The organism is Sphingobacterium thalpophilum (genome assembly GCF_901482695.1).
In the GTDB taxonomy this organism is placed as follows: domain Bacteria; phylum Bacteroidota; class Bacteroidia; order Sphingobacteriales; family Sphingobacteriaceae; genus Sphingobacterium; species Sphingobacterium thalpophilum.
Map to the genome: position 1 here is coordinate 5,876,562 of NZ_LR590484.1, position 13,680 is coordinate 5,890,241.

The 13,680-nt window shown below is 43.0% G+C and carries 11 protein-coding genes; 2 read left to right on the plus strand and 9 right to left on the minus strand.

Annotation, left to right across the window (positions count from 1 at the left end; all coding sequences use genetic code 11):
* Nucleotides 1-62: 62 nt before the first annotated feature.
* The 3 genes from FGL37_RS25010 to FGL37_RS25020 all read right to left on the minus strand — a co-directional run bounded on the left by FGL37_RS25010 (nucleotide 63) and on the right by FGL37_RS25020 (nucleotide 4,698).
* The gene (locus tag FGL37_RS25010; protein WP_028068657.1) at nucleotides 63-2,024 is read right to left on the minus strand and encodes an alpha-L-arabinofuranosidase family protein; all 1,962 of its coding nucleotides are present in this window, start codon (nucleotides 2,022-2,024) and stop codon (nucleotides 63-65) included.
* A gap of 91 nt (nucleotides 2,025-2,115) precedes the next feature.
* On the minus strand, nucleotides 2,116-3,660 hold the full coding sequence (locus FGL37_RS25015; RefSeq protein WP_028068658.1) for an alpha-N-arabinofuranosidase: 1,545 nt from the start codon (nucleotides 3,658-3,660) through the stop codon (nucleotides 2,116-2,118).
* Between the two features lie 384 nt (nucleotides 3,661-4,044).
* Nucleotides 4,045-4,698 carry a response regulator transcription factor gene (locus FGL37_RS25020; protein ID WP_028068659.1) on the minus strand — a complete coding sequence of 218 codons (654 nt, stop codon included), beginning with the start codon at nucleotides 4,696-4,698 and terminating at the stop codon, nucleotides 4,045-4,047.
* Nucleotides 4,699-5,001: 303 nt separating this feature from the next.
* On the opposite strand from FGL37_RS25020, the gene FGL37_RS25025 reads away from it, so the two are divergent.
* Nucleotides 5,002-5,298 carry a hypothetical protein gene (locus FGL37_RS25025; RefSeq protein ID WP_028068660.1) on the plus strand — a complete coding sequence of 99 codons (297 nt, stop codon included), beginning with the start codon at nucleotides 5,002-5,004 and terminating at the stop codon, nucleotides 5,296-5,298.
* 172 nt (nucleotides 5,299-5,470) lie between these two features.
* Complete coding sequence (locus tag FGL37_RS25030) at nucleotides 5,471-5,938, plus strand: PA2169 family four-helix-bundle protein (protein WP_028068661.1); 468 nt, start codon at nucleotides 5,471-5,473, stop codon at nucleotides 5,936-5,938.
* A 154-nt stretch (nucleotides 5,939-6,092) separates the two neighbouring features.
* Here FGL37_RS25030 and FGL37_RS25035 read toward each other — a convergent pair whose 3' ends face one another.
* The 6 genes from FGL37_RS25035 to FGL37_RS25050 form a co-directional block, all read right to left on the minus strand.
* Nucleotides 6,093-6,599 (minus strand): pyridoxamine 5'-phosphate oxidase family protein, encoded by a 507-nt coding sequence (locus FGL37_RS25035; RefSeq protein ID WP_037532209.1) that lies wholly within the window; start codon nucleotides 6,597-6,599, stop codon nucleotides 6,093-6,095.
* Between the two features lie 107 nt (nucleotides 6,600-6,706).
* Nucleotides 6,707-6,880, minus strand: a complete 174-nt coding sequence (locus tag FGL37_RS25470; RefSeq protein ID WP_162835067.1) for a hypothetical protein — start codon at nucleotides 6,878-6,880, stop codon at nucleotides 6,707-6,709.
* A 488-nt stretch (nucleotides 6,881-7,368) separates the two neighbouring features.
* Complete coding sequence (locus FGL37_RS25040; RefSeq protein ID WP_028068664.1) at nucleotides 7,369-9,549, minus strand: ATP-binding protein; 2,181 nt, start codon at nucleotides 9,547-9,549, stop codon at nucleotides 7,369-7,371.
* Between the two features lie 315 nt (nucleotides 9,550-9,864).
* The gene (locus FGL37_RS25045) at nucleotides 9,865-12,066 is read right to left on the minus strand and encodes a TonB-dependent siderophore receptor (protein WP_028068665.1); all 2,202 of its coding nucleotides are present in this window, start codon (nucleotides 12,064-12,066) and stop codon (nucleotides 9,865-9,867) included.
* 13 nt (nucleotides 12,067-12,079) lie between these two features.
* Nucleotides 12,080-12,244 (minus strand): hypothetical protein, encoded by a 165-nt coding sequence (locus tag FGL37_RS25475; RefSeq protein WP_037532211.1) that lies wholly within the window; start codon nucleotides 12,242-12,244, stop codon nucleotides 12,080-12,082.
* The gene (locus tag FGL37_RS25050; RefSeq protein ID WP_028068666.1) at nucleotides 12,241-13,365 is read right to left on the minus strand and encodes a PepSY-associated TM helix domain-containing protein; all 1,125 of its coding nucleotides are present in this window, start codon (nucleotides 13,363-13,365) and stop codon (nucleotides 12,241-12,243) included. The genes FGL37_RS25475 and FGL37_RS25050 overlap by 4 nt, the downstream gene beginning before the upstream one ends.
* Nucleotides 13,366-13,680: the final 315 nt, after the last annotated feature.

The following is a 13,680-nucleotide window of genomic DNA, read 5'->3' on the forward strand; positions in this document are numbered from 1 at the left end:
AAAACTACGCCGTTTTACGCTTACAACTTTGTTAAAATTCATAGACAACTCTTAAACGAGTACTATTTCGCCGGAAGTTTAATTACCGTCAACGAATAGGGAGCGAAACTTTCCGTAAGCTTTTTGCCTTTCCGGATGATCGATTCCTGCTTAGGCTGTATACGCAAAGGATCTTCGATGCTGTTGCTGTTATTTAGATCGTGGCTCACTAACGTAACTTTCTGGCCACGATCTGCGATCTTCTTGTTTGAAGTGATGGACAGACTAACCTGCATAGGCTTGCTATTATAATTGACCACTTTAACGATCAGCTCGCCAGCGTTTTTATCATATACCGCCGAGGCATATAGGCTGTCTTTCCCAGCCACTGGCTGCCCATCCCGCCTGACGGGAATAATATCTGATCCCTTATTGGTAGAATATAATTTCTGTACCTGATAACTTGGAGTCCCATATGACTGTAAATTATCTACCCAAATCAGATCAGGAGACCACTGCCACCCGTCCACATGGCCAAATAGTGGTGCATAAGAGGCCATCTGTACCACATCAGCATTCCGTTCGAGCCCTGTCATAAACGCAGCCTCAGACAAAGCAGCTTCCCAGGTGCTTCTTCCAGGACCATTGGGCCGTGTCGTATGGGAAGCATACTCGCCAGCAAAGATTTTTGGGCCTTTACGGTCATAATTATCGTAGCGGCTCGCGCTGGACAGAAACCACGATGGTGGTCGATAATAATGCTCGTCAATGATATCGATCTGCATTGCTCTCAGCTTATCGTTGAGAAAATCAAAACGATCCCCTTCCGGATCGGTACCTGAACTGGCAATAATCTCGATCTCCGGATACTTTGCATTCAAGGCTTTTTTGAATACTTCGAGCCGTTCTATGTACTGCGGCCCCCAGTTTTCGTTTCCTACACCGATCATTTTCAGGTGGAACGGTTCAGGATGCCCCATAGTCGCGCGTAGTTTACCCCATTTGGTTTCTACAGAACCATTAGCAAATTCAATAAGGTCGAGGGCGTCCTGTACATACTCGTCCAGCTGATCCAGAGGTGCCAGTTCTGCCGTATTAAACTGGCAGGCCATACCACAGTTAAGAATCGGAACCGGAGCAGCACCTATGTCTTCCGCAAGGAGGAAATATTCATAAAATCCAAGGCCAAAGGTTTGGTAATAATCAGGCGTGAGCCGATGTTTAAATTCCGTATTCCATCGGTTGATGATTAGTTCACGTTCACCTATAGGCCCAACAGTCTTTTTCCACTGAAAGCGGTTGGCCAGATCCCTGCCCTCCACGATACAACCTCCCGGAAAACGGATAAATCCAGGCTTCATGTCAGCGAGTAGCTGCACCATGTCCTTGCGGAGCCCTTTTGGCCGCCGTTTCCATGTATCTACTGGAAACAGCGAAAGCATATCGACATCCAGTTTACCCGCACCGGTAAACCAAATTCGCAATTTACCCTTAGCTGTGGTACTGCTGACAGCAAATTTGACAGCAGACTCAGTCCATGTCCCGCTCGACCGCAATGGCATTGTAGCCGTGCCGATTACCTTATCCTGTTCGTTCAGAACCTCGAGCATAATGTTCATGTCTCCAGCCTCGCTTCGGTATTGCAGCGAAAACTCATATTGCTCGCCAGCCTTGACGCCCATTCCTCTAAATCCTTCATTTTCTAGGCCGAGTTTCAAATTTGACACATTGTTTAGTCGCAGATAACGTTTATTTCCTTTACGTTGGTTATCATTGAGCAGAAGATAGGTACCCTCAGGGCCGTTTTCCAGTTTCTTCCATCCCATCCAGGGCTGATCAAATTCAAAAGAACGATTTTTGACTAGTTCAGCATAGATCCCTCCATCTGCTCCCAGATTAATATCTTCAAAAAATACCCCCCACATATGTGGCGAAATCGCACCTGCGGGCCGATCCAATTGCACCGTTAATTCAATTGGTGACTGGGCTATTGCAGCAGTACCCATGCTCATGAACAATAGCATTGTTGACACAACTTTTTTCATTGCTATAATTAGATTTTTGGGACCATGAAGCCTCTGACACCGACATGACAACATCATACGATAATCAGCTGACTTCACCTCCTCATTAAGTTCATATAAGTTCCAATACGATCACAGAAAATGCCGGAATTTCAACCTCCACAACACCGTTTAGTAATTTCGCTCCCTTAAAGTTAACAGGAGCAATTTTTGCTGGCTGTTTGAAAGAGTTATAATTTCTGAGGTCGTCAGACGTGAGCAGGCGGCCCGTAACCTTTGATGCTTTTATTGCTCCGAGATCTATCTGTATCTTATTCTTATTTTTAGGGTCTATGTTTACCAGCGAGATATGCGTCCGGCCTTGACTGTCCTGTGATGCCGAGACAGAAACCGCAGGAAGTTTCTCGTTATTGAAGCGGTAATCTACTGATTGCAGCGCGACAGGGATCAACTTGGCATCTTGATGCACTTTATACATTTCCATAACATGGTAGGTCGGGGTCAGGATCATTTTCTTACCTTCTGTTAAGATAACAGCTTGCAGCACATTGACCGCCTGCGCCAGATTCGCCATTTTCACTCTCCGTGCGTGATTATTGAAGATATTTAAGGTCATCCCCGCAATCATGGCATCGCGCATTGTGTTCTGCTGATACAAAAATCCGGGGTTAGTACCTGGTTCGACGTCGTACCAGCCACCCCATTCGTCCACAATCAAATCGACCTTCCCTTTGGGGTCATATTTGTCCATGATGGCTATATTCTTTTCCACCAGTTCATTCATAAACCAGGCCGACTTCATCGTCTTGAAATATTCTTCTTCTGAAAATTGTGTAGCTGACCCCTTTTTGTCCCAGTTGATCACCGCATAGTGGTGCAGCCCCATACCTTTCATTAAGCTACTGGGGATCTTTTTCATTAAGGTCTCGGTCCAATTGTAATCAGCGCTATTCGCACCAGAGGCGATCCGATACAAGCCACTTCCGTTGGTCCAGTCTGACATAAACGTAGCGTATTTTCGGAAGATATCCGTATAATAGTCTACAGTCATATTACCACCGCAACCCCAGGATTCATTTCCCACCCCCCAATATTTGACTTTCCACGGTTGATCCCGACCATTTTTACGCCTCCAGTCCGACATTGGGCTTTTCCCAGCATAGTTGACATATTGTACCCAATCGGCAAGTTCCTGCACTTCGCCACTCCCTACATTCCCGGCCAGGTAGGGCTCAGCGCCGAGTAACTCACACATATTCAGAAAATCGTGGGTTCCAAAAGAATTGTCTTCAGTGACACCACCCCACCAGTTGTTCACAATTGTGGGTCGTTGCGCCTTCGGACCAACCCCATCTTTCCAGTGGTATGTATCTGCAAAGCAGCCCCCTGGCCATCGTAAATTAGGAATCTTAAGGTTTTTCAGGGCCTCCACTACATCGGTTCGTACGCCATTGACATGCGGAATAGAATCATTTTTTTCACCGACGTAAAACCCATCATAAATACATCGGCCCAAATGTTCAGCAAAATGACCATAGATATGGCGACTGATAACCAAGTCCTGGGCAGGCGTCTCCAATTTTACACTATTTTGCCCATATAGCAATCCATTTAGCAGCATGAAAGCAGCTCCTAGTTGTAAGCTCAGTTTTTTCATAAAAATACTTAATTAGTTCCGGCTAAACTGACCTCCCCGTCGTCAAACTGAGTTCTCCATCTCAACAATGCTTACACAAACCTCGAGTTTATAGCATACAGACACCTGTCGAAAAGCGACATCCCTCGTGCCTTATACCTTTGACTCCTTTGTTTTCATTTTAGCTGAAGCTGGTTTATAATTTATAATTATCACTTTCAGAATACACATCATGGTACCCCTTCTGAATTTTAGGCTCTCACAAATAATTAGTGTCAAATATACATTTATTTTTCGAATATGAAAGAGATTTTTTCAATATTGAAAAAATAACAATGTAAAATCACATCCTGAGAGGTGCAATAAAGGTGTTAGACTATACCGAAACTACTTGGACTTAAACAGTTACTGTAAAAGATTATTTTGAAAGGCAAAGCGAATCAGTCCAGCCGTATTTTTTGTATTGGTCTTCTCCAACAGATGTTGGCGGTGCCCTTCTACAGTGCGTTTGCTTAGAAATATTTTGTCTGCAATTTCAGCATTGGTATGACCGGCAGCGATCAGTTCGAGTACCATTAGCTCCCTTTCCGAGATATCATATTGCTGCAGGGTAATAGCCCGATTCGTTTCGGGCGTAAATGTTTTATAGCTTCTGACAAAATCTAGCGCGATAGCCGTAGTCAGATACTGCTTTCCAGCTGCGACCTGTGAGATACCAAACAAAAGCTCATCGTAATCGGCTCCTTTCGATAAATAACCATCGGCGCCAGCATTGAATGCCTCTACTACTTTTGCCTGCTCTTCGATCATCGAAAGAACTGCCACTTTCATTTCCGGATAAATATTTTTTAGAATCTTTGTCAGCGTAATCCCGTCCATCTCTTTCATACCGAGATCGGTTAAAATCAGATCAGGCCTCTGATGGTGTTCGAGATACAGTAAAGTCTCCTCTGCGCTACCAAGTTCCTGCACGACTTCGAAAGTCCCGTTAGACTCCAGCAATAAACGCAGTCCATTGCGTACTACCTGATGATCATCAACCAATATAATTTCAGTCATCCCATTCCTCCATATGATGAATAAATATAACGCATATTTTTTAAAATTATTTTAACAAGCAACTACTTATTTTATCAAAAATTTAAAAGTTTAAACACACATATATAATAATGAATATAAATAAACTATAATTTAAACATTAAATCTTAATTCCAAACTAATACAACACACTTTATATTGCCATTAGGTTTTCCCCCTATAGCCCGGGCTGAGAGACAGATCAGGTAGAAATCTTTTAAAACAGGTATTCCTCCCAACCAACATTTACCGATCTAATATCGTTCTGTAATAAAAGTTAATTGTATGAAAACATTCGAGAACGAAACTGCTGGGCATCTAGGCATGCTCATCTTAGTAATAGCTGCAATACCCAATCCCGATCCGAGAGAACCCAGCCCTGATCTGACCGAACCCAGTGAAGGGTATTCCTCGGACAATGAGGACGAGCTAATTACCACGGAGGAGGATAGTGAAGCCCCCAATACAGACCTTTCGGGTATCAAAGACGACCGAACACATGACGCCGAAAAAGCCCAGGCAGAACAAGCGGAAAAAGACGATACGGAAAAACCGGACCTTTCTGGGGAGATTAATGTATAGACAACAATTTTTTAGAGCATCTGCACGCCTTTGGCCTAAACGATTACCGTATATCTTCCGAAGGATGAGGAGACAAATACGTAGCCAATCATAAAATACGGTAAACCGATCTTTTGCAAACGAAGCAATGATTGACGCTGTTTTCAAAGTAGACAAACATAAAAAGAATCATATGGAAAATAACTTCAATAATCCCGAAATTATCAATGATATTATCAAAATCAATAACGACCGGATCGAAGGTTACAATCGGGCTATCGAATTGGCGCACAGTCATGGTCTGCACGAACTGGAGCCGACTTTTAGGCAGTATGCGGATCAATCGCAATCTTTTATCGCTGACCTGACTCCTTATGTAGAGCTAGAGGGAAAAGAACCTACCGACAGCACCATGTTGAGCGGAAAGCTATTCAGAGCATGGATGGGAATCAAGGTTTCTATTACTGGTAATGATAAGAAAAGTCTATTAGAAAGCTGCGAAAAGGGTGAAGATGCCTTTAAAGCCACCTATAAAAAGGTTTTGGAAGACGATGCAAGTGAACTTTCACCAAATGTCCAAAATGTGCTGACCATGCAATTAAATAAACAGCTGGAAGCCCACAACCATATTAAAATGCTAAGGGACAATGCATCTTTATAACATACCCTCCTGGCATAACGTCATTTCTTCATGACAACAAAAAGGGCTTCCATAGGAAGCCCTTTTTCAGTGTTTGACCGCGTCTTATTACAAAAAAAGCCGGATCCCAACAGATCCAGCTCCTATAGCACACATAGTTGCTACAACTTTTATCTTACAGGTTCAAATCGCCTTCTTTTCCGATATCATCCGTATTGCCCGTAATGGTCGCCTTGAGCATCTGAAAGAGATTAATGATCATATTTGAATTTGAGTCCCAATAATGAGCTTCTACCGGCGTCACCTGCAAAAGCCTAATATTCGGATCTTCTTTTCCTTTTTCAAACCAGCCTTCCATCATTTTGTTCCAATAACGGTCTATTCGTGCCTGATCTCTACTTAGTCTTCCTGTGCCATTTATACTTAAAAATGTATAATTTTTGGCATCAGCATAAAATAGGGAAATTTTCGGATCGTTTTCGATATTCCGGAAGGTTTCGCTTTCTGCCGAACATATGTACCATATACTTCCGTCATCATCCACTTCCTGTCTGCTCATCGGAACACCATGCGGGTAGTCCGACTCTTTGTTGAAAGAGCACAGTGTGCCAATGTCAATTTGGTCTACGATGGACCTGAGCTTCTCTAAAGCCTCTTTATTGCTTATATTTTTTTCTGCCATAACGTATTTTGTTATTAAACATTCAGAGAATCAGATTTTTAAAAGATTCCCTCTGACGATAAATTAATCCTATTGATTATTACTGTATGTCCTGTGCCGCTAAACAATTATTTTGATCCGCCAAATAATTTACTGACGATCCAGATGATCACAGCCACGACTACCACTACCAGGAGTATTCCCGACCATACACCGGCCTTAAAAATACTCTCAATCGCTGCACAACTCGAAACGAGCGCGAGCAAGCTCGACATGAGCACAAACGGAATTATTTTCTTCATATTATTTGTCTTTTATATCTATAAGACAAGATTCGGATCGGAAATGTTCTAACGGATGGCCGTTCCTGTATTTTATTGTCCCCTGTCAGCAGTTTTCCCTGCTTTTGCCGAATATATACGTCCCACCGACGGGTTTTGTGGCAGACCAAGGGTAACTTCATGGTATTTGTGAGCTGAAAACTACGGTTATACAGATTTTGACTTATTTGGGTACAGCATTTGATTATCACTAACGAAACTAATTGCTCACATAGATTTAATAAATATGGAAACGATAGATCAAAAAGCACAAAAAATAGGTTTGGAAAAAGGCTATTATCTATTATTAATGGCCATTTTAGATCTTCCTGTCGAAAACGATGAAAATAAAAATGAGGATGAATAATTTAGGTTCTGCTTCTATCAAAAGCTAGTTTAACAGCTTTTGCAGGATCAATTTCTTAATACAGGTAGCGGACAGTGCGCTACCTGTATTTCTTAGCTGTCGGTTAGCCCTCAGCCACATTTAAGAATTCCACGCAAAATACCGTCCCGACATGAAGTTCACTTTCCACCGTAAGTGTTGCCCCTAGACGATCCGCAATACGTTTGACTATGGAAAGACCAATCCCCGAACCTTCAAATCCAGTACTGTTATCCAAGCGTTTAAATATGTCAAAAATATGTTTCCGGTCGTCTCCCATACCAATACCGTTGTCTTTGATATAATAACATACGGAATGATCCTTTTTTCGGCTATATACTTCCACACAGGGGCGATCTTTTTTTGCACTATATTTTATTGCATTACCAATGAGGTTTAAAAATAGTTGATACAACAAGGTTCTCTCACCTTGTATCGGGTGAATCTCTCCCAGTTTAAAATCTAAATCAGCGACTTCGTATTGCTTTCTGCAGCTATCGACTATACCTAATATTTTGGCTCGTGGATCGATCAGTTCAATTTTAAAGTCCACATGCGTAGATTTTGTCAATTGATACACTTTGTCCAACATTTCGGAAATGAGCTCTGTTGCGTCCATGATATTCGTTGCCAATTTTTGCAACATCTCCATAGAAAGATCCCGTTTGATCTGCATCATTTGGGCGGCTAGTTTTATGGATGAGAGCGGGTTTTTGAGATCGTGAGTCAGGGTATAGCCGAAAGTATCCAAAGCATTGTTCGACCGGACAAGTTCCTTGTTCAGTTGTTCAATCTCTCCACCACGTTGGGCCATAGCCTGCTGCATAATCTGAACAATCTTTTCCATGAACGAAAGTTCAGCCTTTTTCCATTGCACAGACTTCCCCTTCATCAGTTGACGCCAAGCATCAAACGACTTGCGTGGTGATGGGAAACGATCTGTTTCGCTGTCTTCAGCATATATTTTTTCCGGCTTTCCTGCCCACACCTCTTCATACACGTGTTCCTTTCTGAATAAGTAAATATTCCAATTGTTACTTGGCAATATCGTGATGCGCACCACCCCCGGAAACATATTTTCGGTATTACTGTCGTTTACATGTTGATAAACCAGTTCGGAGCTACAAAACAGGTCACCATCTTGCTGATCAGCCAACCTATCAATCTCCTCCAGCATGGCATTGTTAGGGACCATACCAAGGGTATATTGTCCTCTGTCGTGTTTCATCATTAAACCGTCAGCGTGACAGAGCTCCAGAATCTGTGGTGCAAAGCGTTCAAATACGGCCAGTGAGTTGCTATCGACCAATAGCTGTGATTTAAGTTCTCGTTCCATCACCCCCATAACCGTTTGCTTGACCAAGTGATCTTTTTGAAATTCCGAAAGGTAAAAGTTCACCGCATATTTCGTCAACAAGAGACATAAATCCCGTTGTGCCAAATCTACATGGGCTGGCTCGCGGTTTTGACAGGTAACCAGTCCCCAAAGTTTTCCTTCCACGAGAATTGAAAAGCTGGCACTGGCCCGTACTCCTGCATTGCGCAAGTATTGCATATGTGCAGGCGATAGGGCGCGTATACTACAGCACGACAAATCCAGATCTTTCGCCTGAACTCCTTGTATCGGGATGGTCTTTTCTTCAGTATCGGTAACGTGACGGGCCAAAACCTTGCTGTATAGCGCTCTGGCCTGTGCCGGTATGTCAAACTCAGGATACCGGTATCCAAGCAATGACGACATATCCTCCGCTTTCGCTTCAGCGACAACACGACCGCTTTTGTCTTCCTCAAACTGGTACACCATCACCCGATCAAACCGAATAATTTGGCGGATCAGCTCTGCCAATGATAGCCAGACAGCAGCAGGTCGTTCTTCCAGGTAAGTCGCATAGTAAACCAGAGGGTGAGCGATAAGAGATTTAGGGTTGGAAGCCTCCAATTCCAAATACCATCTGTGATCATAAAGATAGAGACTAAGATCATACGTCTGGCCATGGATACGCACACGTTCAACAAATTGATGTCCTTTATCAGGCTTAGCCTGTTCGGTGATCCCGGCCAGATCCCATTTGACATCAACAGCTAACGCGCTCAGCACCTGGCTTATTTTCGTACCCAGTATCTCTGTTACCGAATACGGTAATATTGTTGTGACGTTCTGACTGTAGGCAATACAGCCCGTCTCATCGAAAACAAATAGAAAGCCAAAAAACTGGATTTTACCGCAAAGATGTATTTTTTCCTGATCACACTCCAATTGACGCATAAGTTTGGTTTTTAAGAAATAGAGAATTTTTCAAGAGATAATTTGCCTAAAAACATAGGTTCAACCAAAACTTATTGCCAGCACCCCTCTTCAAATATTTCATATCCACGCTAAGTTACAAAAAAGAGTAAATAATTAAAACGCTTGGACAGCAAACCAATTCCTCGCATACTAAAATGACTCCCGTTGCGTCTTGCGAGAAAAACCTTGGATGTTTAGGTAACAATAAAATCACAAGATGGAACGCATATGGACCTGGCCAACAAAGAACCCTCAGCTGTTATCGCTGAGGGCTTATGATGCCGATCCGAAGATTTAGAATTTATAGCTGAAGCTTCCCACCACATTGGCCAGCTTTTGTGCATTGGCTGTGGTATAACCAATCCAGTAATGGGTATTGGTCAGGTTGTCTGCTTTTAAACCAATTCTGAACTTGCGGGCATCATAAAAAGCACTCGCATTGAGAACCATATAAGACGGCAGTTCGAAAGTGCCTACGGTAGTATTGATGATCTTGTTGGCACTGGCATAGTTGCCGCCAATCCCCATTCCGAGACCTTTAAACTTACCGTCAACAAACTGGTAGGTGGCGTTAAAGTTAACCAGCCATGGTGACGAAGCCGTATTCGGCCTTCTACCCAACACCGTCGCATCTGTTGTTTCGGTATATTTGGAATCGTTATAGCTTGCTCCTGCTATTAAAGAGAAGCCTTTGACCAGATAGGCGTTGACTTCGAGCTCAACTCCCTTACTGTTACGTTTTCCCATCTGCTGCTCGACTGCCCTTCCCTGCGGAGTATAACCAACAGTCTGTAGCGTGTTCATCACATTGATATGGTAATAATTGATTGTAGCATTCACTTTCCCATGCCATAAGTCAGCTTTGAATCCGCCTTCCCACTGGTTGGCCTTCTCCGGATCAGAAAGCGTGAGGTTTGACGCGGTATCGGAAACAAAGTAACCATTGCTGGTAAAACTGTTCTGGAAATTACCAAATACCGACAGTTTATCTTTAACAAGCTCATACACAAGCCCCAATTTAGGCGACCATGCGTGCTGTGCATAGGAAGGGGTCTCGTTCGCGCCTTTCACACCTCCCTTAAACCGAATACTTTCGTAGCGGATAGCAGTCATGATGTTTAACCCGGAAATGGGTGTGATGACATTCGAGATATAGGCGCTGTAAGCATTTGTTTTGTTTTTTAGCGGCCAGATAGCATTCTGCCAGGCTGGTGTATCGCGAATTGAATCGTAATACTTGCTGACATAGTCGCCATTAAAATTCGTGTAATCCATTTCTCCTGTGAAAGGGACGAAATCGATTACCCCAAAATAAAAGAACTGATCATTGCGCGTGCGTAGGAAATCACCACCGACAACAGTGCGGTTCCTTACCTGACCGATGTGGAAATCAAAGTTGAAATTTTGCTGTACTTGCAGGTATCGCTGCTTGCTGTCCGCAGTAGACTGATCGCCTCGATATAACCCCACCTCCGTATCGTTGGCATCGGCGCCGTATGACTTAGTAGTAATGTAAAAGTAGGGATTAAAACCATCCGAATAGCTATACGCACTATTGATTGATGTCGACGAACGAATATACTCATTGATCTTATAGTTGACCTGGCCAAACACATTGTGGGTACGCCCTTTATTATAAAGTTCCGATCCCAAATAAGATTTTTTATAGTTAAGTCCCGCTTTCTCCAGATCTTTCATGCCCGCATAACCAAATGGTGACAGAGGCCCCATCAGAAAGAAGTTCTGCTCCGCCTGAGCCTTATTTGCATAGAGCTCGTATTCGAGGTTTACATCCAACTTGTCATTGACTTTCCAGCTTAGGCTTGGCGTAAAAGCAAAATACGCGTTATGCACGTTGGTATTCTGGAAATTCCCTTCTCTGGTGTAAGCGGTATTGACACGAAACAATAGATTTTTGTTCTTGGTCAATGGTGTATTCAGATCAGCTTGCGCACGGTAATAGTTGTAGTTCCCCGCCGCGACCTGAACGTTCCCCCCCAGACTATCGTAGGGCTTTTTGGTTACCCGGTTAATCACTCCACCATAAGAAGTAACGTTACTTCCATACAAAGTGGCAGAAGGCCCTTTTAATACCTCTATCTTTTCAATATTCACAGCATCTATTGCACTGCTCACGGGGGCTACCAAGCCATTTCGAAGTGAGTTGTTTGAAATAAATCCACGGAGGTTAACGTACGCTCCCCCGTCGCCTGCTCGTCCAGTGGCATTCCACATTTTTTGCAGACCAGTGACATTGCGATAAGCATCGTCCACTGTAAATAGGAGTTGATTTTCCAGCGCGACCCGGTCTATCGTAGAATAGACTTGTGGATTCTCAATGGCTCTTAGCGGCATCTTGTTCGTCGATTCGCTGTCTTTTTTAATGTAAGCGTCGATAATGACTTGATCTATCCGTTGTGTCCTGACGGAATCTTTTTGTTGCGCAAAGGCAGAGATACTTGATAATACAGAAGCACTTAGTATTAACTTCTTCATGGTTATGGTAAATTTATTTGTAATAGTTTCTGATAACAAGGATTAACGGTACAGATAGCGCAATCCACCCGAGCAGATCCCACAGACCATCGCCCAAGAGAGCAGCGATAAGTCCAAAGAGAGATAATATGGCAAGTAGTATGGGTATTCCCCATAGGCGCCAGAAGTTTTTTTTCATAATGGTGATTCCTTCAAGGTGAATAACTGTTGTTTTCCTGCTCGGCGTCTGGCAAACCATAGATACAGCCCAGTTATCAGTACAATAATGCTGAAGACATCAAAGATCGCCCATACAACCTTCAACATCAGGCCGCCATAATTACCAAAATGCAAAGGTTCCGAAAGAAATAATGTGTTGACATACCAAGGCATCTCTCGGGTATCAGTTACCCTTCCCGTTTTGGCATCGACCAGTACGGGCTGCAACAGTTTGGAGGTCAGCTCGGTATCGCCGCGCATAAAAACTGCATAATGGTGCTTACTGGTAAAAGGCGTGCCCGGATAGGCAATAACCGAGACTTTCATGTCTTTAACAGCATTTTCCGCGGCCCGTTTGGCGGCCTCCACCGAGCTGAAATCGGCGGTAAGTGGCTCTTCATCTTTATAATGAGCAGTCATTTCTGCGAGCTGGCCCTGCTGCCACAACCCAAGGATTACATCAGATAACGTGTTTATTACACCCGTAAATCCGACGACAACCATCCATGCTGTAATGGCAATGCCCAATAGATTGTGTGTGTCCAACCATTGTAATCGTTTAGACTTGTTTTTCCGCACCATACCAAAGTCATATTTCTTCATGATCGGTCCATATAATACAATACCCGAAACAATCGAAATCATAAAAAGCAATCCCATCAATCCTAAAAACAGCTTTCCGGGAATTCCCAAAAACATGTCCGTATGCAGCTTGAGAATAATATGCATTAGCCCATCGGTTTTTGGTTCACCCAGAATCTCACCTGTATACTCATTTAGTACCAAGTATTTGCTGGCTTCATATGGAGCGTCCGGCCTATCGACCACATCAAATAGGACCTTATTTTCTTCACGCTCATCCCAGAATGCATATCGTACCTTTTCACGAGGATAGTTGGATTCTGCTATTGCCGCAAGTTTGTCAAGACTAAGTTTATGCTGTGAGACCACAGCTTCTTTATGATCCTCTAGCAAATGCTCAATCTCTTCATGAAAAATTAGTGGTAGACCAGTTATACACAGGTATAATAGAAATATTGTACAGATTAGGCTCGTCCATTTATGCCAGTTAAACCAACGCTTAGCAGTTTTCAGTTTCATGGGTAGTTTTTTGCAAATATATTATTTTTAATTAATCTAAATAATATATTTAACACATTATTTTTCACGTACCCTATAATGCGTCATAAACCCAGTATCCAACTGAAACGACTTTGTAACATGGGAGTACTTTACGCAAAAGGCCGGATCATTTTCGATCCAGCCTTCAAATAACTATTCTCTAACCTACGTATACCGTATCGATGGTTATATATCTAATCATTGAACAATTTTACACCAAAATGGTTTTACAATTTCGTCAAGATCCTCTATTGTCAAAATTATCGAACGGTTCGCCCGGCCGACAGTCATCCG